This window comes from Kitasatospora sp. NPDC005748, assembly GCF_040630735.1.
Taxonomy (GTDB): Bacteria; Actinomycetota; Actinomycetes; order Streptomycetales; family Streptomycetaceae; genus Kitasatospora.
Genome location: NZ_JBEXYD010000025.1, coordinates 81085 through 105380 on the forward strand (window position 1 = coordinate 81085; position 24296 = coordinate 105380).

The 24296-nt window shown below is 70.7% G+C and carries 28 protein-coding genes; 20 read left to right on the plus strand and 8 right to left on the minus strand.

What is annotated here, in order from left to right:
• The first annotated feature begins 262 nt into the window (after window positions 1-262).
• Entirely contained in the window at window positions 263-520 is a 258-nt protein-coding gene (locus tag ABZ495_RS19655) for a DUF3073 domain-containing protein (RefSeq protein ID WP_329489015.1), read from the plus strand.
• Window positions 521-688: 168 nt separating this feature from the next.
• Here ABZ495_RS19655 and purM read toward each other — a convergent pair whose 3' ends face one another.
• The 3 genes from purM to ABZ495_RS19670 form a co-directional block, all read right to left on the minus strand.
• On the minus strand, window positions 689-1774 hold the full coding sequence (gene purM, locus ABZ495_RS19660) for a phosphoribosylformylglycinamidine cyclo-ligase (protein WP_359837154.1): 1086 nt from the start codon (window positions 1772-1774) through the stop codon (window positions 689-691).
• A 78-nt stretch (window positions 1775-1852) separates the two neighbouring features.
• Complete coding sequence (purF, locus tag ABZ495_RS19665; protein WP_329489013.1) at window positions 1853-3436, minus strand: amidophosphoribosyltransferase; 1584 nt, start codon at window positions 3434-3436, stop codon at window positions 1853-1855.
• Between the two features lie 360 nt (window positions 3437-3796).
• Window positions 3797-4645, minus strand: a complete 849-nt coding sequence (locus ABZ495_RS19670; protein ID WP_359837156.1) for a diacylglycerol kinase — start codon at window positions 4643-4645, stop codon at window positions 3797-3799.
• 126 nt (window positions 4646-4771) lie between these two features.
• Between ABZ495_RS19670 and ABZ495_RS19675 the strand changes: the two genes are divergently transcribed.
• Complete coding sequence (locus tag ABZ495_RS19675; RefSeq protein ID WP_359805533.1) at window positions 4772-6055, plus strand: adenylosuccinate synthase; 1284 nt, start codon at window positions 4772-4774, stop codon at window positions 6053-6055.
• A gap of 122 nt (window positions 6056-6177) precedes the next feature.
• Window positions 6178-6780, plus strand: coding sequence for a GNAT family protein (locus tag ABZ495_RS19680; RefSeq protein ID WP_359805530.1), 603 nt, complete (start codon window positions 6178-6180; stop codon window positions 6778-6780).
• 76 nt (window positions 6781-6856) lie between these two features.
• Here ABZ495_RS19680 and ABZ495_RS19685 read toward each other — a convergent pair whose 3' ends face one another.
• Complete coding sequence (locus ABZ495_RS19685; RefSeq protein WP_329489008.1) at window positions 6857-7273, minus strand: ATP-binding protein; 417 nt, start codon at window positions 7271-7273, stop codon at window positions 6857-6859.
• Window positions 7274-7582: 309 nt separating this feature from the next.
• Between ABZ495_RS19685 and ABZ495_RS19690 the strand changes: the two genes are divergently transcribed.
• From ABZ495_RS19690 to metG, 13 genes are all read left to right on the plus strand, one after another.
• Window positions 7583-8437, plus strand: a complete 855-nt coding sequence (locus ABZ495_RS19690; RefSeq protein WP_359837159.1) for a helix-turn-helix transcriptional regulator — start codon at window positions 7583-7585, stop codon at window positions 8435-8437.
• 6 nt (window positions 8438-8443) lie between these two features.
• Window positions 8444-8635, plus strand: a complete 192-nt coding sequence (locus ABZ495_RS19695; RefSeq protein ID WP_359805524.1) for a DUF397 domain-containing protein — start codon at window positions 8444-8446, stop codon at window positions 8633-8635.
• A 77-nt stretch (window positions 8636-8712) separates the two neighbouring features.
• Complete coding sequence (locus tag ABZ495_RS19700; protein WP_359805521.1) at window positions 8713-8901, plus strand: DUF397 domain-containing protein; 189 nt, start codon at window positions 8713-8715, stop codon at window positions 8899-8901.
• A 428-nt stretch (window positions 8902-9329) separates the two neighbouring features.
• The gene (locus ABZ495_RS19705) at window positions 9330-9851 is read left to right on the plus strand and encodes a DUF6879 family protein (protein WP_359805519.1); all 522 of its coding nucleotides are present in this window, start codon (window positions 9330-9332) and stop codon (window positions 9849-9851) included.
• Window positions 9848-10678 carry a helix-turn-helix transcriptional regulator gene (locus ABZ495_RS19710; RefSeq protein WP_359805517.1) on the plus strand — a complete coding sequence of 277 codons (831 nt, stop codon included), beginning with the start codon at window positions 9848-9850 and terminating at the stop codon, window positions 10676-10678. The genes ABZ495_RS19705 and ABZ495_RS19710 overlap by 4 nt, the downstream gene beginning before the upstream one ends.
• 174 nt (window positions 10679-10852) lie before the next feature.
• Window positions 10853-11035, plus strand: a complete 183-nt coding sequence (locus tag ABZ495_RS19715) for a hypothetical protein (protein WP_359837161.1) — start codon at window positions 10853-10855, stop codon at window positions 11033-11035.
• A gap of 26 nt (window positions 11036-11061) precedes the next feature.
• Window positions 11062-12006 carry an ATP-grasp ribosomal peptide maturase gene (gene tgmB, locus ABZ495_RS19720; RefSeq protein WP_359805512.1) on the plus strand — a complete coding sequence of 315 codons (945 nt, stop codon included), beginning with the start codon at window positions 11062-11064 and terminating at the stop codon, window positions 12004-12006.
• An 8-nt stretch (window positions 12007-12014) separates the two neighbouring features.
• Window positions 12015-13109: a methyltransferase domain-containing protein gene (locus ABZ495_RS19725; RefSeq protein WP_359805510.1), complete on the plus strand. Its 1095-nt coding sequence runs from the start codon at window positions 12015-12017 to the stop codon at window positions 13107-13109.
• Between the two features lie 252 nt (window positions 13110-13361).
• Window positions 13362-14207 carry a hypothetical protein gene (locus ABZ495_RS19730; RefSeq protein ID WP_359805508.1) on the plus strand — a complete coding sequence of 282 codons (846 nt, stop codon included), beginning with the start codon at window positions 13362-13364 and terminating at the stop codon, window positions 14205-14207.
• Window positions 14204-14668 carry a GNAT family N-acetyltransferase gene (locus tag ABZ495_RS19735; protein WP_359805505.1) on the plus strand — a complete coding sequence of 155 codons (465 nt, stop codon included), beginning with the start codon at window positions 14204-14206 and terminating at the stop codon, window positions 14666-14668. The genes ABZ495_RS19730 and ABZ495_RS19735 overlap by 4 nt, the downstream gene beginning before the upstream one ends.
• A gap of 284 nt (window positions 14669-14952) precedes the next feature.
• The gene (locus tag ABZ495_RS19740) at window positions 14953-15156 is read left to right on the plus strand and encodes a hypothetical protein (protein ID WP_359805503.1); all 204 of its coding nucleotides are present in this window, start codon (window positions 14953-14955) and stop codon (window positions 15154-15156) included.
• Between the two features lie 24 nt (window positions 15157-15180).
• Complete coding sequence (locus ABZ495_RS19745) at window positions 15181-16356, plus strand: damage-control phosphatase ARMT1 family protein (protein WP_359837163.1); 1176 nt, start codon at window positions 15181-15183, stop codon at window positions 16354-16356.
• A gap of 210 nt (window positions 16357-16566) precedes the next feature.
• The gene (gene metG, locus ABZ495_RS19750) at window positions 16567-18297 is read left to right on the plus strand and encodes a methionine--tRNA ligase (RefSeq protein WP_359837164.1); all 1731 of its coding nucleotides are present in this window, start codon (window positions 16567-16569) and stop codon (window positions 18295-18297) included.
• 71 nt (window positions 18298-18368) lie between these two features.
• On the opposite strand, the gene cutA is transcribed toward metG, so the two are convergent.
• Both cutA and ABZ495_RS19760 read right to left on the minus strand, forming a co-directional pair.
• Window positions 18369-18698 (minus strand): divalent-cation tolerance protein CutA, encoded by a 330-nt coding sequence (gene cutA / locus ABZ495_RS19755; RefSeq protein ID WP_359837166.1) that lies wholly within the window; start codon window positions 18696-18698, stop codon window positions 18369-18371.
• Between the two features lie 247 nt (window positions 18699-18945).
• A complete protein-coding gene (locus tag ABZ495_RS19760) occupies window positions 18946-19353 on the minus strand; it encodes a MarR family transcriptional regulator (RefSeq protein ID WP_329492191.1) in 408 nt (135 codons plus the stop codon).
• A 186-nt stretch (window positions 19354-19539) separates the two neighbouring features.
• Between ABZ495_RS19760 and ABZ495_RS19765 the strand changes: the two genes are divergently transcribed.
• Both ABZ495_RS19765 and ABZ495_RS19770 read left to right on the plus strand, forming a co-directional pair.
• The gene (locus tag ABZ495_RS19765) at window positions 19540-19950 is read left to right on the plus strand and encodes a multidrug efflux SMR transporter (RefSeq protein ID WP_329488999.1); all 411 of its coding nucleotides are present in this window, start codon (window positions 19540-19542) and stop codon (window positions 19948-19950) included.
• A gap of 62 nt (window positions 19951-20012) precedes the next feature.
• Window positions 20013-20333: a multidrug efflux SMR transporter gene (locus tag ABZ495_RS19770; RefSeq protein ID WP_359805496.1), complete on the plus strand. Its 321-nt coding sequence runs from the start codon at window positions 20013-20015 to the stop codon at window positions 20331-20333.
• Between the two features lie 44 nt (window positions 20334-20377).
• On the opposite strand, the gene ABZ495_RS19775 is transcribed toward ABZ495_RS19770, so the two are convergent.
• Window positions 20378-21328 carry a class I SAM-dependent methyltransferase gene (locus ABZ495_RS19775; protein ID WP_359837168.1) on the minus strand — a complete coding sequence of 317 codons (951 nt, stop codon included), beginning with the start codon at window positions 21326-21328 and terminating at the stop codon, window positions 20378-20380.
• A gap of 404 nt (window positions 21329-21732) precedes the next feature.
• On the opposite strand from ABZ495_RS19775, the gene ABZ495_RS19780 reads away from it, so the two are divergent.
• Entirely contained in the window at window positions 21733-22788 is a 1056-nt protein-coding gene (locus tag ABZ495_RS19780; RefSeq protein ID WP_359837170.1) for an aldo/keto reductase, read from the plus strand.
• A gap of 34 nt (window positions 22789-22822) precedes the next feature.
• Here the strand turns inward: ABZ495_RS19780 and ABZ495_RS19785 are convergent, their stop codons facing one another.
• Entirely contained in the window at window positions 22823-23725 is a 903-nt protein-coding gene (locus tag ABZ495_RS19785) for an NAD(P)-binding domain-containing protein (protein ID WP_359837172.1), read from the minus strand.
• Between the two features lie 97 nt (window positions 23726-23822).
• On the opposite strand from ABZ495_RS19785, the gene ABZ495_RS19790 reads away from it, so the two are divergent.
• Window positions 23823-24182, plus strand: coding sequence for a helix-turn-helix domain-containing protein (locus ABZ495_RS19790; protein WP_329488994.1), 360 nt, complete (start codon window positions 23823-23825; stop codon window positions 24180-24182).
• Window positions 24183-24296: the final 114 nt, after the last annotated feature.

Sequence of the window (24296 nt, forward strand, 5' to 3'; positions counted from 1 at the left end):
GGATAATCGATCCCGGAACGACGGACCTCAGCTACCTCCGGACAGCGCGCAAACTGCCGCAAAACCTCCCGTGACCTGGGAAGACCTGGTCTTGGGTGCGGCCGGTGCGCGCCACGTCACACCGACGACGTACCGTCCAGCGGCAGAAACAGGTACCGTTAATGCTCCAAGGGACGGTTCTCCCCATTCGGGCAGGCCGCTCTTGATCATGAACACGTGTCAGACTCGGGGCCGTGAGCCCCATCGTTGAGGGGGTCGACCCATGGGGCGCGGCCGGGCCAAGGCCAAGCAGACGAAGGTCGCCCGCGAGCTGAAGTACAACAGCGGCGGGTTCGACGCCAATCGTCTGTCCAACGAGCTGGGCGTATCGCCCTCTACCGCCTCGATCGAGCCTGAGCCGATCGAGGAAGAAGAGGACGACGACCCCTACGCGGAATACGCGGCTCGGTACGCCGACGACGACGAGGACGATGACAGCACGTCGGGGACCGGGCCTTCGCAGGCCCGCCGCCGCGCGTAGTCACAGTCTGGCCTGACCGGCCCGCGCGCCCAGAGCGCCGGGCCGGTTTTCGGCGTTCCCCGAGTGCGGGCGCTCCGCGCCGACTCCATCGGTCCCGTCACGGCTCTCCAGACACGTGAAGGGCCCCTCCCGCGGTCTCCCGCCGGAAGGGGCCCTTCGTCATGCCGCTCAGCCCGCGGTGAAGGCCTCGTAGGCGTTGTAGAGCGCCGCGCCGCCCGCGTGCTCGCCGGAGCGCTCGACGATGTCGCCGAGCAGCCAGGACTCGACGCCGCGGTCCTCCAGGATCGACAGCACGACGTCCACCGAGTGCGGCGGGACGACCGCGACCATGCCGACGCCCATGTTCAGGGTCTTCTCGATCTCCAGGGTGGCCACCTTGCCGACCTCGGCGACGGTCTGGAACACCGGCAGCGGCGTCCAGGTACCGCGGTCCAGGCGGGCGTGCAGGCCGTCCGGGATCACCCGTGCCAGGTTGGCCGCCAGGCCGCCGCCGGTCACGTGCGAGAAGGCGTGCACCTCGGTGGCCCGGGTGAGCGCCAGGCAGTCCAGCGAGTAGATCCGGGTCGGCTCCAGCAGCTCCTCGCCGAGCGTGCGGCCGAACTCCTCGACCTTGCGGTCCAGCTTCCAGCCAGCCTCGTTCAGCAGCACGTGGCGCACCAGCGAGTAGCCGTTGGAGTGCAGGCCGGAGGCGGCCATCGCGATCACCACGTCGCCCGCGCGGACGCGGTCGGCGCCCAGCAGGGCGTCCGCCTCGACCACACCGGTGCCGGCGCCCGCCACGTCGTACTCGTCCGGGCCGAGCAGGCCCGGGTGCTCGGCCGTCTCGCCGCCGACCAGGGCGCAGCCGGCCAGCGCGCAGCCCTCCGCGATGCCCTTGACGATCGCGGCGACCCGCTCCGGCACGACCTTGCCGACGCAGATGTAGTCGGTCATGAACAGCGGCTCGGCGCCGCAGACCACCAGGTCGTCCACCACCATGCCGACCAGGTCGTGGCCGATGGTGTCGTGCTTGTCCATGGCGGCGGCGATGGCGACCTTCGTCCCCACGCCGTCGGTGGCCGAGGCCAGCAGCGGCCGCTCGTAGCGCTTGAAGGCGGACGCGTCGAAGAGCCCGGCGAAACCGCCGATGCCGCCGACCACCTCGGGGCGGCTGGCCTTCTTCACCCACTGCTTCATGAGCTCGACGGCGCGGTCGCCCGCCTCGATGTCGACGCCGGCGGCGGCGTAGGTGGCGCCGTTCTGGTTCGTGGTCACTGCGGTGCGGCCCTTTCGGGTCAGTGGGGGTTGGAACAGCGGTGGGGCCCCGGGTTCCGGGACCCCACCGTCAGGTCGTTACGGGCGGCGCAGGGCGTCGGCCGCGCCCGCTCCGCCGAGCAGGGACTGGACGCCGTCCAGGTCGCTGCCGCTGGTCGGCTTGCCGCGGACCGCGGGCGGCTGCTGGCCGCCCTTGATCTCGGCCTCCAGCAGGAGCTTCCCGAGCAGCGCCGGGTCGGGCAGCTCCATCGGGTACTCGCCGTCGAAGCAGGCCCGGCAGAGCCGGTCCTTCGGCTGCTTGGTGGCCTCGATCATGCCGTCGATCGAGATGTAGGAGAGCGAGTCCGCACCGAGCGTGCGGCCGATCTCCTCGATGGTCATGCCGTTGGCGATCAGCTCCGCGCGGGTGGCGAAGTCGATGCCGAAGAAGCAGGGCCACTTGACCGGCGGCGAGGAGATCCGGATGTGGACCTCGGCCGCGCCGGCCTCGCGGAGCATCTTCACCAGCGCGCGCTGGGTGTTGCCGCGGACGATCGAGTCGTCCACGACCACCAGGCGCTTGCCCTGGATGACCTCGCGCAGCGGGTTGAGCTTCAGCCGGATGCCGAGCTGGCGGATGGTCTGGCTGGGCTGGATGAAGGTGCGGCCCACGTAGGCGTTCTTCACCAGGCCCGAGCCGTACGGGATCCCGCTGGCCTCGGCGTAGCCGATGGCGGCCGGGGTGCCGGACTCCGGGGTCGCTATCACCAGGTCGGCCTCGACGGGCGCCTCGGCGGCCAGCCTGCGACCCATCTCCACGCGGGAGAGGTGCACGTTGCGGCCGGCGATGGAGGTGTCGGGGCGGGCCAGGTAGACGTACTCGAAGACGCAGCCCTTGGGCTTGGCCTCGGCGAAGCGGGAGGTCCGCATGCCGTTCTCGTCGATGGCGATGAGTTCGCCGGGCTCGACCTCGCGGATGAAGGAGGCGCCGCAGATGTCCAGCGCCGCCGTCTCGGAGGCGACCACCCAGCCGCGCTCCAGCCGGCCGAGCACCAGCGGGCGGATGCCCTGCGGGTCGCGGGCGGCGTAGAGCGTGTGCTCGTCCATGAAGACGAGCGAGAACGCGCCCTTGACCTTGGGCAGGACGAGCTTGGCCGTCTCCTCGATGGAGAGGTCCGGGTGGCCCGCGAGGAGGGCGGTCACCAGGTCGGTGTCGTTGGTCGCGGCGGACCGGCCCGAGCGGGAGACGTGCTCCTCACCGGGCAGTTCGGCGACCATGGCCGCCAGTTCGGCGGTGTTCACCAGGTTTCCGTTGTGCCCGAGGGCCAGCGAACCGTGAACGGTCGCGCGGAAGGTCGGCTGGGCGTTCTCCCAGACCGAGGAACCGGTGGTCGAGTAGCGGGCGTGTCCGACGGCGATATGCCCGTGCAACGACCCCAGGGAGGCCTCGTCGAAGACCTGGGAGACGAGTCCCATGTCCTTGAAGACGAGAATCTGGGAGCCGTTGCTCACTGCGATGCCCGCGGATTCCTGACCGCGGTGCTGCAGGGCGTAAAGGCCGAAGAACGTGAGCTTGGCGACCTCCTCGCCGGGAGCCCAGACACCGAAGACGCCGCAAGCGTCCTGGGGGCCTTTCTCGCCGGGAAGAAGATCGTGGTTGAGTCTTCCGTCACCACGTGGCACGCCTTCGAGTCTAGGGCAGTTGGCACAGGCTTCCGGAACCAGGGCGGCGCGGATTCTTGGGCGATCGCTCGGCAACGCGCGTAGACAAAACCCCTTACCGGGGGCGGATTTCGAGGGCGCGGAATTCGGTCGAGGGGCGCTTGGCCTTGTGGGTCGCGCCCGTTGGGGCCTTTCCGCCCGCGGACGGCCCGGAGGTTAACGGCGGGCAACGTGAGCCTGCTCACCCAGGGGCCGACGGGGGCCGGGCGGGGCCGCCGGGCCTCGCGGGGCCGTCTTCGGCCCTCCGCTTCGACCCCTTCGGGCCTCGGTTCAGTCCGCGGTTCAGTCCGCGGTTCGGCTCTCCCCTGGCCTCCCCCGGCCTCAGGTGCTCGGGAGCAGGAGCCCCCAGGCGCCCGGGTGCACCGTCCAGGTCCGGTCCCGGACCGGACCCACCGGCTGGCCGTCCGCCTCGTAGCCGAACCCGCGCCCCGTCACCGCGAGGGTCGCCGCCCGGGCGCGCACGAGTGCGCCGGGCGTGCGGACCACGATCTCCATCACGCCGCCGATCGCCGCCCCGCCCGGCAGGGTCACCTCGACCACCCGGACCGGCTGGTGGACGTCGGCCAGCAGCCGACCGTCCGCCTCGACCCGGAGCAGCGCGCTGTGCTCGCCCCGGCCGGCCTCGACCGTGAGTGAGGTCCCCTGCTCGGCCGCAGCCAGTTTCGCCCATAGCGAACGCCAGCCACCCGTACGGCCCGCTATCCGGCGCGCTCCGCTGCCGGAGATCCGCACCGTGCCGAGCGCCACTCCGCCACCGTCGTCCACCAGCAGGTCCAGCTTGCGCGGCACGCCGCCGAGCACCGCCCGCGCGGCCGGCACCGGCTCGCCCGGCACACCGAGCGCGCGGGCCGCCACCAGCTCGTCGGCCCGGCCCACCGGGACCATGCCGACCGGGTCCGCACCCAGCTCACGCTGGCGGTAGAGGGCTTGGAGCACCCGTTGCATCGCCAGGTCGGAGCCGATCACCACCGGTCGGCGGCGGCCCCGGTGCGAAAGCACCCGGTCGAGTTCGGAAGGGCTCTCCGGGTAGGCCACCTTGGCGTCCGCCCCTCCGCACAGGACGTCCCTCGCGATCCGCACCGACTCGCCGTCGGTCTGCCGGGCCGCCGGGTCGAGGAGCAGGAGGAGCGGTTCGGGGCCGCCGGTTGCGGGCGTGGACAGGGACGACACGACCGGTCCTTCCTCAGGTAATCTCTCGGTGCAAGAGCCCCTTGCGCTATTGCGCCAGGGGCTTCGTCTATCTCGGGGCAGACTGCGGCCTTCGCAGGATGCCCCAACCGGAAGGGGTGTACGCCTGTGCCGGCACTCGTGCTCGTTGGCGCTCAGTGGGGGGACGAGGGCAAGGGGAAGGCGACCGACCTCCTCGGCGGCTCCGTCGACTACGTCGTTCGCTACCAGGGCGGCAACAACGCCGGTCACACGGTGGTCATCGGCGACCAGAAGTATGCCCTGCACCTGCTGCCTTCCGGCATCCTCAGCCCGAATGTGACGCCGGTGATCGGCAACGGCGTCGTCATCGACCCGGGCGTGCTGCTCTCCGAGCTCAGCGGGCTGAACGAGCGCGGCATCGACACCTCCAAGCTGCTGATCTCGGGCAACGCCCACCTGATCACGCCGTACCACCGCACCCTGGACAAGGTCACCGAGCGCTTCCTCGGCAAGCGCCGGATCGGCACCACCGGCCGCGGCATCGGCCCGACCTACGCGGACAAGATCAACCGCGTCGGCATCCGGGTCCAGGACCTCTTCGACGAGTCGATCCTGCAGCAGAAGATCGAAGCCGCGCTGCACGACAAGAACCAGCTGCTGGTGAAGCTCTACAACCGCCGCGCCATCCCGGCCGAGCTGGTCCTGGAGGAGTACCTCGGCTACGCGGACAAGATCAAGCCGTTCCTGGCCGACACCACCCTGGTGCTCGACGAGGCGCTGAAGGCCAACAAGGTCGTCCTGCTGGAGGGCGGCCAGGGCACCCTGCTCGACGTCGACCACGGCACGTACCCCTTCGTGACCTCGTCGAACCCGACCGCCGGCGGTGCCTGCACCGGCGCCGGCATCGGTCCGACCAAGATCGACCGGGTCATCGGCATCCTGAAGGCGTACACCACCCGCGTCGGCTCGGGCCCGTTCCCGACCGAGCTGCTGGACGCCGACGGCGAGGCGCTGCGCCGGATCGGCGGCGAGCGCGGTGTGACCACCGGCCGCGACCGGCGCTGTGGCTGGTTCGACGCCGTGATCGCGCGCTACGCGACCCGGGTCAACGGCCTGACCGACTTCTTCCTCACCAAGCTGGACGTGCTGACCGGCTGGGAGCAGATCCCGGTCTGCGTCGCGTACGAGATCGACGGCAAGCGCGTCGAGGAGCTCCCGTACAACCAGTCCGACTTCCACCACGCCAAGCCGATCTACGAGACGCTGCCGGGCTGGACCGAGGACCTCAGCAAGGCCCAGACCTTCGCCGACCTGCCGAAGAACGCGCAGGCCTACGTGAAGGCGCTGGAGGAGATGTCGGGCGCCCCGATCTCCGCCATCGGCGTCGGCCCGGGCCGGTACGAGACGATCCAGATCAACTCGTTCGTCTGAGCCTGAGCATGTGAGGCCCTGCGGGACACTGCGTCCCGCAGGGCCTTCTTCTTGGCATTTCCGATCTGCACTAGTGCAATAATCTCTTGCATCTAGTGCAGAGTTTGGCTACTTTCGGGATCATGACTGCGAAACTGCCTGCCCCCGTCACCCTGACCGGCCGCCACGTCCGCCTGGAGCCGCTGAGCCGGGACCACGCGTCCGACCTGTGGGCCACCGTCGGCCCCGATCCGGACGTCTGGCGCTGGATCCCGTTCCACCCGCCGACGACGGAGGAGGAGCTGGGCGAGGTCCTCGACGTCCGCCTGGCCGAGGTGGCGGCCGGCACCGCCGTGAAGTTCGCCGTGATCGACCTCGCGAGCGAGCGGGCCGTCGGCATCACCGGGTACTACGACTTCAGCGCCCAGAACGAGCTGGTCGAGATCGGCGGCACCTGGTACGCCCGGTCGGCCTGGCGGACGGCGATCAACACCGAGGCCAAGCTGCTGCTGCTCGTCCACGCCTTCGAGGACCTGGGCATGGGCCGGGTGTTCTGGAAGACGGACGCGCTCAACGACCGCTCCCGCAACGCGATCCTGCGGCTGGGGGCCCAGTACGAGGGCATTCACCGCCGGGAGAAGCTGCGGGCCAACGGGGTCTGGCGCGACAGCGCCTACTTCTCGATGCTGGCGGACGAGTGGCCGGCGGCCAAGTCCCGCCTGGTGGAGCGCCTTTCCCGCGGCTGACGGTGCGCGATGAGCTGCGCGACGACGCCGACGAAGAGCACCGACGCCAGCAGTCCGGCCAGCAGGACGACGCCCATCAGCCGCCGACCGCCACCACGGCCCACACCGCTTTGCCGTACGACCCGATGAGTTTCACACCCCACTCATCGGCAAGCCCGGCCACGAGGTCAAGCCCCCGTCCGCTTGTACGGGAGTCGTTCGGATCCGGGCGGACGACGGGGGCGGCGGAGGCATCCGAGACGGCGATGTAGAGCCTGCCGCACCGGAGTTCGAGCACGACGGTCGGCGGGCCGTCACCGTGGACCAGGGCATTGGTGACCAGCTCGGAGAGGACGAGGCAGGGGGCGTCGGAGTCGAGGCCGATGCTGCGGAGGGTGTCGCGCAGGAGGCGGCGGAGCGCCCCGACGATCTCCGGCAGGGCCGGCGGGAAGAGGTCGAGCCTGAACTCGACAGCCGGGTCGGAGGCCGGCGGGCGAAGGAGCGGGAGCAACATCGACTGTCTCCAGTCCAGTTGAGGTGAGGGTGCGGAGGAGAGGGCCACCCCCCGTGGCTTGCCCCCGCCGACGATGAGGAGGGCAGGCGTCGGCAGCCTGCACGCCCACCCGGGGTGCACTTCGGGGTTCCTGTTGGTTCGTCAGGCCCTGTAGGAGTGAAGGTAGGCTCAGAGGGTCAAGATTTGCTACTGAAGCTCGCTCTCTTCACTCCAACGAGGGACCCTCCTTGGCCCGACATCCCCACAGGTGGACCCGCTGAGAGTGGGGCGGCAGACTGCACCGGAAGCAGCGACCGAGGGGAGAAAAGCGTGCCACCCCGCCTGTCCCCGACCGTGCGCCAGCAGCGGCTCGGAATCGAGTTGCGCAAGATGCGCGAGCACGCGGGCATGACCCCCAAAGCCATGGCAGCAGCCCTCGGCACCGACGTACCCAAGATCTCCCAGATAGAGAACGGCAAGTCCGGGATCAGCGCGGACCGCCTCAACTCCTGGGCTGCCAACAGCAAGTGCAGCAACACCGCGCTCATTGAGGCATTGACGCTGATGACCCACGATCGCGGCAGGCACTGGTGGCACAGCTTCCGCGGCCGGGTACCCAATGGCATGCTCGACATCGCCGAACTTGAGCACCACGCCGAGTCCTTGCTGGTGCTGAACACGGTCTCGATTCCAGGACTGCTTCAGACCGACCGATACTCCGCCGCCATGTTCACCCGGCTCCGTCCGCCACTTCCCCCCCACGACGCCGAGGTACGGACGGCCTTCCGCGCCCAGCGCCAGCGGATCCTCGCCGACGGTGCCAGCCCGTTCACCGCCTTCATCCATGAGGCCGCTCTCCGGATGCAGTTCGGCGGGCCCGCTGTCCTCCGCGGCCAGCTCGCGAGGCTGCTCGCTGACGCCGACCGCCCCGGAATCACCATCCGGGCGATCCCCTTCAGCGTCGACACCTACCCCGGATCGGGCGAGGACCTGTTCTTCGCGCAGGGCGCGGTACCCGAACTGGACACGGTACAGATCGACCTCACACAGGGTCCGCAATTCATTCACGCGGAGGCAGAGTTGGACTCGTACCGCGCCATCGTCGCCGAATCCGAGACCATCGCGCTCGGCCCGTCGGAGACCAGCGAGTTCATCCGCCACATAATGACCGACCTGAAGGGCTAGCGGGCCATGAGCGACTGGCAGAAGTCCTCCGCAAGCGGGAACAGCAACCAGTGTGTCGAGGTCCGCGTGACAGGCAACGGCCTGATCGAGATCCGCGAGTCCGACGACCCCGACTCGATCGTCGTCACCACGCCCAGGAAGTTCGCCCTCTGGCTCGAAGGCGTCAAGCGCGGCGAGTTCGACCACTTCGGCGCCTAGCGGAATCGTTCCGGCGGCCCCTCGCAGGCCGCGAGGGGCCGCCGGGTCAAGTCCACCGATCTGAAGGGTTGAGGAGCATGAACGACTGGAAGAAGGCCTCCCTCGGCGGCGAGGCCCACGAGTCCCTGGAAGTCCGCACCGTCGACGACATGGTCGAGATCCGCGATCCCGACACCGGCGACATCATCGTCCGCACCACCCCCCGCAAGTGGGCCGCCTTCCTCCTCGGCGTGAAGGCCGGCGAGTTCGATCACTTCGTCGCCTGACGTCCCACCCCGGTGGCCCCCGCGCCGCGCAAGGGGGCCACCAGGGTCCGTCGTTCGGGGGACAGAACCCGGTGTACAGACCGACTTGCCTCCACTCAAGGCTATTTCGGGCAGCCGTTCGACATTTCAAGGCGGTCGCGCACGGGTTTCCTGTTCTCTCAACTACCGCTTCTTGACTGCGCCATCAAAGTGTCGGGAGCATCGAACCGACACACCGGCCGCCAGGAGAGGAACGATGGTGAAGCTGACGCGACTCGCTGGTGAGTGCGAGAAGGGCACCTGCCCTACCGTGTACGCCGTGGACGGTACAGGAGACCTGATCGTGCAGGGCTACCTGGTGACCGACACGGAGGCGTTGAGCACTATCCGACTCCCTGTCGGAGAGACGGCTGTCCGCATCCCTGCTTCCCTGCTTCGGAGGATCGCCAGTGAGAATCTCGGATGAAGAGTTCGAGCGCCTCTTCTCTGATTACCAGAGGGAAGCCTTCCGACTGGAAACGTTCGACGACTACACCAAGTCGTCGAACGCCGAGAGCATCCGGGCCTTCCTGGCGGGCGAACCTCAGCCCGCCGACTACAACCAGGAATGGGTGGAGGAGGTGCGATCCGGCGTCAACAACGGCAAGCGCATGTATCGGGTCCACGTCCTTTCACGCCCCTTGACACCGTATCTTCGATTCGAACTCGGTTGGGGATACCGGAAGAACGCCACAGCCGGCGAGGAGTTCTTCATCCTCGACGTCACCGACAAACCTAATCCACTCGAAGGGGTTCCGGACTACTGGGCATTCGACGAGTCCATTGTGGTGACGATGCAGTACGGCGATGGCGGCTCCTTCATCGGCGCCGAGAAGCAGCCGAGTGTGGCCGAGTGGCTCCAGCTCCGTGACATTGCGCTCGGTCAAGCGGTGCCATTCGCCGAGTGGTGGGAGCGGTACGGCAGCGAGTGAACAGCACGGACCTCGGGAAGGCACTGCGGGAACTGCGGCAGGCCGGCGGGAGAGAGGCCAAAGCAGTTGCCCGCAGTGCTGCCATGTCTCCGAGCAAGCTCAGCAAGATCGAGAACGGGCACCTCGCACCCAGCATCATGGATGTCGAGCGCATCCTGACTGCCATGGATGTACCTGAGGACATCAAGGCCCAGTTGACCGACGCTGCACGGGCTGTCGCCACAGAGGCGACAGCCTGGCGTATATATCGTCGAATCGGCCTGCACAAACATCAGGAAGACATCCGGGCGATAGAGGCACAGACCCGATGCCTGAGAGTCTTCCAGGCGTCCTGCATCCCAGGTCTGCTCCAGCCCGCAGAATATGTGCGCGCTGTCCAGCAGAACTCGGAGTTGTCCGACGAGGCGCTTGAGAAGATGATCGGCGCGCGACTTCGCAGGCAGGAAGCTCTCTACGACCAGCAGCATTCTTTTCAGTTCCTGATCACGGAGTCGGCGCTCCGCTGGGAACTCGTCCGACCGACCATGATGGCGGCACAGCTGGATAAACTGGCCACCATGTCGAGGATGCCGAATGTCACGATCGGTGTGGTGCCTCAGTCAGCTCCGAAGACGGAGATTCCAACCTGCTCATTCGTCATGTTCGACAAGCGTCTGGTGATCGTGGAGATCGCCCATGCAGAGATCAGCACCAGCGATCCGAGAGACGTCGAGCAGTACGTCAAGAAGTTTACCGAATTCGAACGCCTGGCGGTCACCGGCGACGGCATGCGCCACATGATCGAGGGCATGCGAGACGATTTCTTGCAGCAACAGGAAAGCGGCTAGACGGGCCCGCCAATACTTCCTAAATTGGTCTCCCACCCGATGGAATTTCGAGTGTTTTAAGAGAGGGGAGAACCAGTGTCCACCGAAGTTCTCAGTCTGCCCGAGCTGTGTTTGCCTGTACTGGACGACCTGCGTGGGTCGGCCGATCCGTTCGCGTTCCGCTTCCTCACTCCGGTGACCGGAGCCGGGGGGATCCTGCCGAGCGACATCGCGTACGACGAGGAGTCGCAGACCTGCACGTACGAGGGGCTGCCGCCCGGCGTCTACATGACCAGCACTCCTCCGAAGACCTTCGGGCCCACCCAGCCGACCGGGCAGCTGGACGCGCCGGACGACCCGGGAAGCAGCAACGACTGATGAGGCCGACTCCCGGATCCGTCCTGGTGATCACAGGCGCATTCGACCCGACGGCCGACCTGGTGATCGAGGAGCTGAACCGGCGGGCGGTGCCCGTCTTCCGGGCCGACACGGCTTGGTTCCCGTCGAGGCTGGCGCTGGCAGCCGGCCTCGACGGGGAAGGCTGGCGTGGCACGCTCGCCACAGGCCGCCGCACACTGGACCTCACCACTGTCCAGGCCGTCTACTATCGCCGTCCAACGCCCTCCAGGTTTCCCGAAGACATGCCTCCGGAGTCTCGCGCGGTCGCCGTGGCAGAGGCCGGGCGCGGGTTCGGCGGCCTGCTGGCTGCGCTTCCGGCCCGGTGGCTGCCGCCGCCGGGCCGGGCTTCGGACGCCGAGTACAAGCCGCTCCAACTCAGAATCGCGGCCGAATGCGGACTGCACGTGCCCCGGACGCTGATCACCAACAGTCCTGACGCCGCGCGGGAGTTCGCAGACGCGATAGCGGCGCCGGTCATCTACAAACCGTTCGCGCCCATCCGGGGAACGATCGACGGGCGGTCGGTGGCGGTCTACGCGAGCGTGCTCCGGCCCGGCGACGCCGGGCACCCGTCCATCGCCACCACGGCCCACCTGTTCCAGGAGTGGGTGCCCAAGGCGTACGAGGTGCGGCTGACGGCCATCGGAGGTCGGCTGTTCACCGTCGAAATCCATGCCGGATCAGCCGCCGCCCACACCGACTGGCGCAGCGACTACGACAGTCTTTCCTATCGTGCCTGTGAGCCACCAACTGCTGTGGCACAGGGAGTTCAACGGATGCTCGGACGCCTGGGCCTTCCCTACGGCGCGTTCGACTTCGTCGTCACACCGTCGGGCAGATGGACATTTCTTGAGGTGAATCCCAACGGACAGTACGGGTTCATCGAGCAGGCGACCGGTCTGCCCATCACCGCTGCCATCTGCGACTACCTGCAAGGAGCCGATGCATGACCGAAGCCGTGGCGGCCGAGACGCGACTCCTCCGCGCCCGCCTCGAACTCGTCTCCGACATCGAGCGCGGCAGTGCCATCCTCTCCTCCCGCGTGGTGGAAGCGTTCCTGAACGTGCCTCGGCACCCGTTCGTGCCAGCGGTCCTTTCCTCCGACCGCGCGGCTCGCCTCACGAGTGCGGACGGTGAGGCCTGGCTGTGCGAGGTCTACGCGAACCGGGTGCTGGTCACCGAGGTGGACGAGGCCATCGGGGCAGCGACGTCCTCATCGACACTGCCGAGTCTGATGGCCGACATGCTCGACGCCCTAGATGTCCGCACGGGCGACCGAGTACTGGAGATCGGCACCGGTACCGGCTACAACGCCGCGCTGCTCTGCCATCTCGCCGGCGCGGCGAACGTCACCACCGTCGACTGTACCGAGCAGTTGGTCGCGGCAGCCCGGACGCGCCTACGCGACGTCGGATTCGAACCGACCATCCGCGCCGCCGACGGCGCCGCCGGGCACCCCGGCGGCGCCCCGTTCGACCGGATCGTCGCCACCTGCTCCGTCCGGCGCATCCCGCAGGCGTGGCTGGACCAGTGCGCGCCCGGCGGAATCGTCGTCGCTCCGATCGGCGGCGCGCTGGACGGCGGCGCCGTCGCCTGCCTGACCAAGCTGCCTGACGGGCGTGCGGTGGGCCGCTTCCTGGCCGCGCCCGCCGCGTTCATGCCCCTGCGGTCGGGGGCTGCCGCCCCATCGGACGTCCCTGAGAGCATCGAGGCGGCGCAGCGAACCACATCGGTCGGAAGCCGTGCCCTCAACGATTACGGCTTCTCCTTCTGGGCCTCTCTCCACCTGCCGCCGAACGTCGTCCGGCAGGCGGGCAGGCTTCACGATTCCGCCGATGGCTCAACCGCACTGGTGCGCGACCACTCCGACGGCTCGTCCACCGTGACGGTCGCGGGCCCGCGCGACCTCTGGGAGGTCGTCGAGACCGCCCACCGCGAGTGGCTCCGCCGGAACCGTCCCCGGCGGGAGTGGCTCACCATCGAGGTCGGCGTCGAGGGCCAGATCGTCCGGTACGCCGCCCCGGACGGCTCGGTGTCCCGTTGGGTGCTCTGAGAAGTCGGTGGAGGCGGTTCCAGGGCTCGGCCTAGGCTCGCTCGGCTGGAGCACCTGAACTTACGGGGGCGCAGTGCGCCCGAACGATCTCTTCTCACCTTCTGGAGCGAGATCCCGGCCGCCCGTACAGGGAGTGCAGACGCCCGGTGCTCGACTCGTCCGTGGCACTCCAGGTCGCGCGGCGGCGCTGGCCGCCGACGACGGGCGGGACGTGTTCACACACATTCCCTCTGAGTGGAAGGCAGTACGAGCATGGGCACGTACACCTACTGCCCCCCGGAAGCCCTAAGGGCCGCGGAAGTTGTGTGCGGGCCGGTCGAGCTGAAGGAGATCACCGACCGACGCGGCTCTGCCGTCTGGAAAGCCACCGGCCCCATGGCTGCTGTCGCCATCAAGCTCGGGACCGGGGAGGCCGCAGAGGTGACAGCGCGCGAGGCGTCGGTTCTGGATCAGCTTCCCGGCTACACGGTCACAGCAGGGGGAGCTGGTGAGGCCGTTTGGTTCGTCACGCCGTGGCTGGCCGGGCGATCTACCTGGGAGGTCTTCCGAGCCGCCCGAGAAGGCGCTGCTGGCCGTCCGATCGCGCTCGCCGGAGCAGTCGATCTATGTCGCTCGGTCGCCGGCCTCCACGCCGCCGGCTGGGTGCACGGCGATTTGCAGCCGTCGCACGGCATCCACACCGACAGCGGGGTGAAGCTGGTCGACTTCGCCTGGTCATGGCAGGAAGGGAGAACGCCCTGGACCTCCTTCCAGGGGGCCATGGTGCACCTGACGGCACCGGAGCTGGCCGCCTGGATCTCCACCGGGCCGCAGCCGGTCAAAACGTCATCGGCCGCAGAGGTGTATGCCCTGGCGGGAGTGCTCTGGACCTGCGTAACCGGCGACTGGCCGCTCGACTACCAGGCGGCCGGAATCGAGCGAAAGGAGGCCGGACCCGAGGGGCTGCGCGACGCCATCGCCACGGGCAAGCTGTCTCTTGCCCCGGCGACGCCATGGCCGGAGTTTCAGGACGTGCTCCGCCCCGTGCTGCTCTCCGGGCCGGCTGATCGGCCGACCGCCGCCGACCTCGGTGACGCCTTGGCGGCGGTGATCACGTGATCCGGCTGCGGGAGCTGCGGGCCGGAGACGAGCAGGCTCTCCGGCAGATCTACCGCCCCGAGTCGGTCAGGTATCTGGCCCGAAGCCCCATGAGTGAGCGTGAAGCCGGGATCTATGTCAGCCGAGCCGTGGTGACGGCCGGACAGTCCCCTCGGACGCACTACGTCCTAGGCATCGAAGCGGCCGGCAGCCTGGTGGGCATCGCCAAGCTGGGCATAGCCCGTGACGCCGGGACACTGAGCTACATCCTGCAACCGGATGCCTGGGGCCAGGGCTACGCCACCGAGGCGGCAACCCGCCTCCTGGTCATGGCCTTCGGCTCTCTACGCCTTCCGGTCGTGCGAGCCAAGCATCACCGGGACAACACGGTCTCCGGCCTCGTACTGACCAAGGCCGGGTTCTCCCTTACAGGGGCCGAGGGCGGATTCGAGTATTACGAAGTGCGGTTGTCTCGGCCGTGACCAGCCACGAGGTGGCCGGACCCTCTGAGGCGTGGGTGCCGGAGGTCGAGCGGGACCGAGGTGGCCGTCCAGGTGATGGAGGTCAGGCCGACTCGGTTTCTACGCTCGGCCGTTGCAGGGTGGAAAGGGGCGGGTCGTCCACTTCCTGTGCGGCGTGTTCGTCCAGCCGCCCCGGATGCTCCGGGGCGGCTGGGGGGCGGACCGGCAGGGTGCGTCGAGCACGCGACCAGGCCCGTCGCCTCCTCCGCCCGCGATCGCTGAGAAGTCGGTGGAACCGGTTACGGGTGCGGCGTAGGGTCGGGCGCGCCGCCTCCTGGCACGGCGCCCCGCCGGAGGCGGTCACCTCGTTCGCGGTCGCCCAGGCCGGATACTGGGAGCGCAACTCCCGCCTCCCGGCCCCGCCCGGTGTGCCGTACCTGCGCGACTACCAGGCCCGCATGGCGGCGGTCGGACGGACCTGGATCGCCCACCGGACCGGGTGGCGCTGACCGACCGACAGAGACGAGCCGCCCGTGCCGACCAGCGCGCCCCTGATCCGCAGTGACGTCCCCGGCTCCTTCCCCTGGAGCGTGTTCCACGAGCGCCACCCGAAGCTCCTGGGCCAGGTCCTCGACGCGCTGCCGTACGGTCCCGGCGAGCGGGCGGCGGTGGAGCGGCTGCTGGTGGAGAGCACCGCGGGCGTCCTGACGCCGCCGGGCGCGGGCGTCCACGACCGGGAGCGGTGGCTGGCGTGGGGCGAGGGGCTCTGGGGCCGGCCGTGGGGCGAGGCGCCGTTCCTGTGGGCGGAGAACTGGTTCTACCACCGTCTGCTCGACGCCACCGGCTACTTCCGCCCCGGGGCCTGGCAGGGCATCGACCCGTTCGGCCCGTTCAAGGCCGCCGAACTGGCGGGCCCGGCGGTGGACGACGAGCTGGCCGCGCTGGAGCCGCTGGGCGAACTGCCACCCCGGCAGCGGGCGCGCGCCCTGGTGACGTCGGCCCTGTGGGGCAACCGCGCGGACCTGAGCTTCGGGCTGACGGCGGCCGACGACGGCCCCGTCGCCGGGCTGGTCGCCGACGACAGCGCACTGTTCTGGACCGAGCTGGAGCGGACCCGCGGCGGCCGGGTCTGCGTCGTCGCGGACAACGCCGGCCGGGAGCTGCTGCCGGACCTGGTGCTGATCGACCACCTGCTCGACGACGGCCTGGCCGCCGAGGTGGCGCTGTACGTGAAGCCCCGGCCGTACTTCGTGTCGGACGCGACCCCGGCCGACCTGCTCGCCACCGTCGAGCGCCTGCGGGCGGCGCCCACGCCCCGGGCGGCGGCGATCGGCCGGCGGCTGTGGCGGGCCCTCGGCACGGGTGAACTCACCGTCCGCGCCGACGCGTTCTTCTGCGCGCCGCTGACCTTCCACGACCTGCCCGCCGGCCTCCGGGCGGAGTTCGCCGGGGCGGCCATGACGGTCTTCAAGGGCGACCTCAACTACCGCCGCCTGGTGGGCGACCGGCTCTGGCCGCCGACCACCCCGTTCGCGGCGGCGGTGGCGCACTTCCCGTCCTCCGTCGCGGCGCTGCGGACCCTCAAGTCGGACGTGGTCGTCGGCGTCGAACCCGCCACCCTCGCCCGGTTGGAGGCCACCGGCGCTCCGTGGCGCACGACCGGCCGGCACGCGGTCGTCCAGGTGCACCGCCGGGCGGCCGCGGGCTGACGGCGACCACGCGCCGTCCGAGCGGTGAAAAGGGCGGGAGGAGGCCGCCCGGGCTTCGATACACTGCGCACGCCCACAGTGGACCTTCGCTCTGTGTGGCAGCCCGGAGTCCGGCCGCGCGTGCCGGGACTCCGTTGCGGCCCCCAGACCCTGCGCCTGTCACGGCACTCCGGGCTGGGGTGCGTGCGGGAGAAATTGGAGCATCCGAGGATGGCTCGGCACCTGATCACCAGCGCCCTTCCGTACATCAACGGGATCAAGCACCTGGGCAACATGGTCGGGTCCATGCTCCCGGCGGACGTCTACTCCCGGTACCTGCGCCAGCGCGGGCACGAGGTGCTGTACATCTGCGCCACCGACGAGCACGGGACGCCGGCCGAGCTGGCCGCGCAGGAGGCCGGGCTGCCGGTCGCCGAGTTCTGCGCGCAGGCGCACGACCAGCAGAAGGCCGTCTACGACGGGTTCCGGCTGTCGTTCGACCACTTCGGGCGCAGCTCCTCGCAGCAGAACCGGGAGATCACCCAGGAGATCGCCCGCGAGCTGCACGCCAACGGGTTCATCGAGGAGCGGGCGATCCGCCAGGTGTACTCGGTCACCGACGGGCGGTTCCTGCCGGACCGGTACATCGTCGGCACCTGCCCGCACTGCGGCTACGACAAGGCGCGCGGCGACCAGTGCGAGAACTGCACCCGGGTGCTCGACCCGACGGACCTGCTGGAGCCGCGCTCGGCGATCAGCGGCAGCTCGGACCTGGAGGTGCGCGAGACGAAGCACCTCTTCCTGCTCCAGTCGAAGCTGACCGACCAGGTCGAGGAGTGGGTCGACGCGCACGGCGACCAGTGGCCCGTCCTGGCGTCCTCGATCGCCCGCAAGTGGCTGACCGAGGGGCTGCAGGACCGCGCCATCACCCGTGACCTGGAGTGGGGCGTTCCGGTGCCGGCCGACGTGTGGCCGGAGCTGGCGGCCGCGGGCAAGGTCTTCTACGTCTGGTTCGACGCCCCGATCGAGTACATCGGCGCGACCAAGGAGTGGGCGGACTCGGCGGCCGGCGGCGAGACCCGGGACTGGAAGTCCTGGTGGTACGAGGCCGACGACACCGTCCGGTACACGGAGTTCATGGCCAAGGACAACGTCCCGTTCCACACGGTGATGTTCCCGGCCACCCTGCTCGGCTCGCGCAAGCCGTGGAAGAAGGTCGACTACGTCAAGGCCTTCAACTGGCTGACGTACTACGGCGGCAAGTTCTCGACCAGCCAGAAGCGGGGCATCTTCACCGATGTCGCGCTGGAGCTGCTGCCGGCCGACTACTGGCGCTACTTCCTGATGGCGCACGCCCCCGAGTCGGACGACTCCAGCTTCACCTGGGACCTCTTCTCCTCGGTCGTCAACAAGGACCTCGCCGACACCCTCGGCAACTTCGTGAACCGCGTGCTCTCCTTCAGCCGCAAGCGGTTCGGCGACGACGTCCCGGCCGGGCACGCGGCGGGCGAGGCGGAGCAGCGGCTGGGCGCGCAGATCGCCGACCTGCTGGCCGAGTACGAGACCCAGCTGGAGGCGCTGAACTTCCGCAAGGCCGCGCAGAGCCTGCGCACGCTGTGGAGCGCCGGCAACGCCTACCTGGACGAGAAGGCGCCCTGGCTCCAGGTGAAGACCGACCCCGAGGCCGCCGCGCTGACCCTGCGGACGGCGATGAACCTGATCCACCTCTACGCCGTCGTCTCCGAGCCGTTCATCCCGGCGGCGGCGCAGGCCATGCGCGAGGCGTTCGCGCTCGCGGACGACGCCCCGACCCGCACCCGGGCGTGGGTGAGCGCCGAGGAGGCGCGCGCGCTGGACTTCGTGCCGGCGGGCACCGCGTTCACCGTGCCGCCGGTGCTGTTCGCCAAGATCACCGAAGAGGACCTGGCCGCCTGGACCGCCCGCTTCGGCGGCGGTGAGTAGCGGCACACCGTAGGCGCGGTGGCCCCCGTCACCCGGTCGGCGACGGGGGCCGCTCCTGCGAGGACGGCCGGTCAGGGGCCCGTTTCGGCGGCCACCCAGGCGAGGTAGTCGCCGCTGCCGGAGACCACCGGGACGGCGACGACCTCGGGGGTGTCGTAGTCGTGGTGCTCGGTGATGAACGCGGTGAGCCGGGCGGTGAGCCCGGCGCGGGTCTTGAGGTCGACGCACCACTCGGCGCTCTCCCGCACCTCGCCGTCCCAGCGGTAGACCGACCGGACCGGGTAGAGCTGCGCGCACGCGGCCAGCCGCTCGCGCACCGCGGCGGCGGCCAGGGCGCGGGCCTTGGACTCGTCGTCGTGGGTGGTGGTGACCACGACGACATCGGGGTTCGAAGCTGCCATGCGGCGACCGTACCGCCCGGCGTTCGGCACCGGGCCGCGCGGCGTGCGGCACCGTCGCGCCCGGCGTTCGGCACCGTCGTACCCGGCGTTCGGCACCGTCGTACCCGGCATTCGGCACCGGGCCGCCCGGCGTTCGGCACCGTCGTACCCGGCATTCGGCACCGGGCCGCGCAGGAAGTCGGCCGGGTCGACTTCCTGTGCGCGGGGGCGAGCGGGGTGAAGGTGCGGGAGCGGCCGGGTGGTGCGCTCAGCCGAGGGAGCGGCGGGCCGTACCGAGGAGCGGGGCGAGGTCGGGGGCGGCGGCGGCCTCCTCGTCCAGGGCGGCGCCGAGGGTCTCCTCGTAGGTGGCGCGGGCCTCCTGATGACGGGCGCGGCCGGCGGCGGTGATCACCGTGTAGACGCCGCGCTTGTCGTCCGGACAGAGGTCCCGGTAGGTGAAGTCCGCGGTGTGGAGGCGGGCGACCAGTCGGGTGACCGAACTCTGGTTGAGGCCGAGGACGGCGGCGAGGTCCTGCATGCGCAGCTCGCCCTTGGGGGCCTCGGAGAGGAAGCCGAGGGCGCGGTACTCGGACAGGCCGAGCCCGTGCCGGCGCTGGAGGGCGGTGGCGAGCCGGCCCTCGACATGGGCGTGGAGGGCGGTGAGCCGGCTCCACATCCGGGAATCCGACGGCCCGGCGTCCGGGTCGCCGCTGGTGGGGCTGGGTTCCGGGTCCATGGGCTGCTCCTGGCACAGACGGGGCGGATTGACACAGGTTACTTGTACATGCATGCTCTTGCCCAGTCGACATCAATTTGCACATACATGCAATCACTTACCCGCGACGAACCCGGGGGTTCTCCCATGGCCTGGATCTACCTGCTGATCGCCTCGCTCTTCGAGGTCGTCTTCGCCCTCGCGACCAACGCCACCCACGGCTTCACCGTGCTGGGCCCCTCCCTGCTGACCGCCGGGGCGGCGGCGGGCGGGATCTTCTTCCTCAGCCTCGCCCTGAAGACCCTGGACGTCGGGGTCGGCTACACGGTGTGGACCGGGATCGGCTCGGTCGGCACCGTCGTCCTCGGCTCGGTGATCTTCCACGAGTCGATGAACCCCGGGAAGGCGGCGGCCTTCGTCCTGATCATCGGCGGGGTGCTCGGCCTCAAGCTCTCCGACCGCCCCGGCGGCGCGGAGCAGCCGGCGGGGAGCGCCGGGCAGCCGACCGGAGGCAGCGACCGGCCGACCGGGAAGGCCGAGCGGCCGGCCACCGCCTGATCCCGCGCAGCCGACCGACCCCGCCCTCCCCCGCCGCCCCACCACCCAAGGAGCCCACCGTCATGGCCTGGATCTTCCTCGCGATCGCCGTCGTCTTCGAGATCGCCTTCGCCCTCGGCACCAACGCCACCCACGGCTTCACCAAGCTCTGGCCGTCCGTCCTCACCCTGGTGGCCGCCGCGGGCGGCATCTTCACACTCAGCCTGGCGCTCAGGACGCTGGACGTCAGCGTCGGCTACACCATCTGGACCGGCCTCGGCTCGATCGGCACGGTCGTCTTCGGCGCCGTGCTCTACAAGGAGCGGATCACGCTCCCCAAGCTGCTCTCCTTCGCCGCGATCATCGCCGGCGCCGTCACCCTGAAGCTGGCCTCCGGCCTCTGACCGGCGGCGGGCGCGCCGTCCGCGCGCCCGCCGGGCGGTCCCCGTCAGGCCGTGCCGGTCGCCCGGGCGGCGTGGACGGTGATGGCGGTGAGGTAGAAGGCGTCGGGGCGGTTCAGGATGCCGGTCGGCGCCTCGCGGTCGAGCAGGGCGTCCAGAGTGGCCAGGTCCTCCGCGTCCAGGCCCGCGTCCACCTGGGCGCGGCGGCGCACCAGATGGGCGTACAGGTGCTCGCGCCCCGGGGCGGTGAGCGGGGCCGGCCACTCCACCAGGAAGGTGCGCGAGCCGGCCGGGGTGAGGCCCGCGCGGGACAGCATGCCCGGCCAGTCCTCCACCTCCGCGACGGAGCCCGGGAGTTGGGCGCGCATGGCGGCGAAGACGTCCTCATGGGCCGCGTCCAACCGGGCCTGCAGGCCGGGGCGGCCGAGGCCGAGGTCACGCGGCAGGAAGCGCAGCGGCAGGCCGCGCTCGGCGACGGCGAGCAGACCGCCCGGACGCAGCGAACCGGCCAGCTCGGTCAACGCCGCCTGCTGGTCGCCGAGATGGTGGATCGCCTGGGAGGACCAGATCAGATCGGCCGTGCCCAGCCCGCCGAACTCGGCGGGCAGCTCGGCCTGCCGGGCGGTGACACGGCCGGACGAACGGGCCACCGCGCGCTCCAGCAGGGCGGCGGACTGGTCGACGGCGACCACCTCGGCGGCCGGGAAGGCATCGGCGAGCACGGTCGCGACGACCCCCGGACCGCTGCCGATGTCGAGCACCCGCCCCACGGGGATGCCGTCCATCAGCTCGCCCAGCCACCCGGCGGCCCCGACGAACGCGGGGGTGTTCAACTCGCCCTCGCGCTCCAGGTAGGTGACGAGCGCCGCCCAGTCCGGCTCGGACCCGGAGCCGTGGTGGCCGTGATCGTGGCTGTGGCCATGGCCGTGCGCGTCGGCGTTCGCCGACTCGGGAGCGGGGGCGGGAGCGGCGGCGTCGTGGTGGTGCGGGCGGTGCATGGGGTGCTCCGTTCAGGTCGGTGGCGGCTTCGGCGTCGGCATCCGGACCGGCGGCTTCACCGCGCGGCGGCGGGTCCGGCGAGCCCGGCAGCGGGTCCGGTGGCGGGCCCCGGTGGCGGGCCCCGGCGGCGGCCCCCGGCGGTGCGGTCTCCGGCACCGCCAGCCTGCGACGAGCCCCGCATCATCGGCAAGCTTTGTTGCCGGTTCCGCAAACCGTGCCCCGACCGGTCCCCGGTGCGACACCGGACGAACGCGCGGCGACCACCGGGGTCACGCCGGAGCCGGTCACCGACGGGACGCCGCCGCCCCTTGCCCTGGAGTGCACTCCAAGATCTACCGTCGGGGGCGAGCGACCCGGCTCCCGGCCGGGGACGGCCACCCACCACAGCAGGGGGACCAGCACCATGCGCTACCGCATCCTCGGCGGCACCGGCATCGAGGTCAGCGCCTACTGCCTCGGCACCATGATGTTCGGAGCGGTCGGCAACCCCGACCACGACGACTGCGTCCGCATCATCCACACCGCCCTCGACCAGGGCATCAACTTCGTCGACACCGCCGACATGTACTCGGCGGGCGAGTCCGAGGAGATCGTCGGCAAGGCGTTGCAGAGCCGCGGCAACCGCGACGACGTCGTCCTCGCCACCAAGGTGCACTTCCCGATGGGCGAGGGCCGCAACCGGGGCGGCAACTCGCGGCGCTGGATCATCCACGAGGTGGAGGAGAGCCTGCGCCGGCTGCGCACCGACCGGATCGACCTCTACCAGGTCCACCGGCCCGACCACACCACCGACATCGAGGAGACCCTCTCCGCACTCGGCGACCTCGTCACGGCCGGCAAGATCCGCGCCTTCGGCTGCTCGACCTTCCCCGCCGCGGAGATCGTCGAGGCGTACCACGTCGCCGAGCGGCGCGGCCTGCCCCGCTTCCGCACCGAGCAGCCGCCGTACTCGCTGCTCGCCCGGGGCATCGAGCGGGACGTGCTGCCAACCGTCCAGCGGCTCGGCATGGGCGCGCTGACCTGGAGCCCGCTCGCCTCCGGCTTCCTCACCGGCCGCTACCGCAAGGGCCTCCCGATCGACCTCGGCACCGGCCGGGCCGCCCTCCACCCGGGCCGCTTCGACCCCGCGCTGCCGGTCAACGTGGCCAAGCTGGACGCCGTCGAGGAGCTGACCGCGCTCGCCGAGGACCTCGGCCGCACCCTGCCCGAACTGGCCCTCGCCTTCCCGCTGGCGCACCCGGCCGTCACCTCGGTGATCATCGGCCCGCGCACCGGGGAGCAGCTGGCGGCGGCCCTCAAGGGCGCCGACCTCACCCTGGACGACGCCGCCCTCGACCGGATCGACGCCATCGTGGCGCCCGGCACGAACGTCTACCACCCGGACGGCGTCTGGCAGCCGCCCGCCCTCACCGACGCGGCGCTGCGCCGGCGCCCCGCGACCGACCGCGCGGCGGGCTGAGGGCGGCGAGCGCCGGCCCGCCCGCCCGCTCCGCCTACCGGCGCAGCAGGTCGACCACGCCGGTCAGGTCCTCCGCCCCGGCGCCCTCCGCGAGCCGGCGGGCCATCAGCGCGAAGTACGGGGCGAGCAGCTCGGCGCTGACACCCTGCTCCTCGGCGGTGCGCAGGAAGGTGGGCGTGCCGGCGACCTGCATCGCGAGGTTGGAGACCACGCCCACGGTGTAGTCACCGCTCTCCAGCTGCAGGGCGGTCCGCGCCACCGAGCCGGCCATCGCCCGGAGCCAGGAGGTCAGCAGCGGCGCGAGGTCGCTCGGGGCCACCGCCTCCCCGCCGATCAGCGCGAAGGCGTGCGCCACCCCGGCGAACATGCCGTACATGGCACTCAGCAGCGCCACGTCGTACAGGGCGGCGAACCCGGCGTCCGCCCCGACGAAGCGGGTGCCGGCCGGGACGGACAGGGTGTCGCGGTGCTCCTCGAACAGCGCCTGCGAGCCGCTGTAGAAGACGTACGGACCGGCTTCGGGAACGCCGATCATCGGCGGGACGGCCATGATCCCGCCGTCCAGGTAGCGGCCGCCGCGCTGCTCGACCCACGCGGCGCGGGCGCGGGCCAGGCCGGGGGTGCCGGTGACGAGGTCGACCACGTCCCGGCCGGCCAGGTCGACGCCGTCCAGCGCCGCCTCGACGGAGGCGTCGTCGAGCAGGCAGACGACCACCAGGCGGTTGGCCGCGACCGCCTCGGCGGGGGTGGCGGCGACGGTGGCGCCCAGGGCGGCGAGCGGTTCGGCCCGCGCGGCGGTGCGGTTCCAGACGGTCAGCGGATGCCCGGCGGCGAGCCAGGTCCGGGCCAGCGCGGTGCCCATCGCGCCGAGGCCGAGCAGGGTGAGGGAGGGAGCGGGGGTGGACTTCGACACGGGGTCAACGCTGTTCTCTGCCATGCCGATCAGGCTCGTCGCCCGGGCCACCGGCGGACAAGTACGCACCTCGAAGTGGGTGGTTACCCTGGGGTGAGCGAGCAGGTCGGAAGGGGTGGGCATGGCGACGGTGCCGAGGCCGGGCGGGTACGTCTGCGGGATCGACGCGGCGATGGACGTGATCGGCGGCAAGTGGAAGGTACTGATCCTCTGGGCGCTGGACGAGCGGCCGAACCGCCGCTTCGGCGAGCTGCGCCGCCTGGTGCCGGGGATCACCGAGAAGGTGCTCGCCGCCCATCTGCGCGAGTTGGAGGCCGACGGAATCGTGCGCCGTGAGGCGTACGACGAGGTGCCGCCGCGCGTCGAGTACTCGCTGACGCCGGTCGGGGCGCGGCTCAACGCCGCGCTGGCACCGCTGGGGGCCTGGGGCCGCGAGCACGTCCTCGGCGGGGCCCCGCACCCCGGCGGGGGAGCCGCGTAGGGCCCGGACGGCGCGGGCCCGTACGGCGCGGGTCGAACGGCGCGCGGGTCGAACGGCGCGCGGGTCGAACGGCGCGCGGGTCGAACGGCGCGCGGGTCGAACGGCGCGCGGGTC

Coding starts and splice junctions, on each gene's coding strand:
- ABZ495_RS19655 (WP_329489015.1), top strand. CDS start 263: ATGGGGCGCGGCCGGGCCAAGGCCAAGCAGACGAAGGTCGCCCGCGAG.
- ABZ495_RS19680 (WP_359805530.1), top strand. CDS start 6,178: ATGACTGCGAAACTGCCTGCCCCCGTCACCCTGACCGGCCGCCACGTC.
- ABZ495_RS19685 (WP_329489008.1), bottom strand. CDS start 7,273: ATGTTGCTCCCGCTCCTTCGCCCGCCGGCCTCCGACCCGGCTGTCGAG.
- ABZ495_RS19695 (WP_359805524.1), top strand. CDS start 8,444: ATGAGCGACTGGCAGAAGTCCTCCGCAAGCGGGAACAGCAACCAGTGT.
- ABZ495_RS19700 (WP_359805521.1), top strand. CDS start 8,713: ATGAACGACTGGAAGAAGGCCTCCCTCGGCGGCGAGGCCCACGAGTCC.
- ABZ495_RS19730 (WP_359805508.1), top strand. CDS start 13,362: ATGGGCACGTACACCTACTGCCCCCCGGAAGCCCTAAGGGCCGCGGAA.
- metG (WP_359837164.1), top strand. CDS start 16,567: ATGGCTCGGCACCTGATCACCAGCGCCCTTCCGTACATCAACGGGATC.
- cutA (WP_359837166.1), bottom strand. CDS start 18,698: ATGGCAGCTTCGAACCCCGATGTCGTCGTGGTCACCACCACCCACGAC.
- ABZ495_RS19760 (WP_329492191.1), bottom strand. CDS start 19,353: ATGTGGAGCCGGCTCACCGCCCTCCACGCCCATGTCGAGGGCCGGCTC.
- ABZ495_RS19765 (WP_329488999.1), top strand. CDS start 19,540: ATGGCCTGGATCTACCTGCTGATCGCCTCGCTCTTCGAGGTCGTCTTC.
- ABZ495_RS19770 (WP_359805496.1), top strand. CDS start 20,013: ATGGCCTGGATCTTCCTCGCGATCGCCGTCGTCTTCGAGATCGCCTTC.
- ABZ495_RS19775 (WP_359837168.1), bottom strand. CDS start 21,328: ATGCACCGCCCGCACCACCACGACGCCGCCGCTCCCGCCCCCGCTCCC.
- ABZ495_RS19780 (WP_359837170.1), top strand. CDS start 21,733: ATGCGCTACCGCATCCTCGGCGGCACCGGCATCGAGGTCAGCGCCTAC.
- ABZ495_RS19785 (WP_359837172.1), bottom strand. CDS start 23,725: ATGGCAGAGAACAGCGTTGACCCCGTGTCGAAGTCCACCCCCGCTCCC.
- ABZ495_RS19790 (WP_329488994.1), top strand. CDS start 23,823: ATGGCGACGGTGCCGAGGCCGGGCGGGTACGTCTGCGGGATCGACGCG.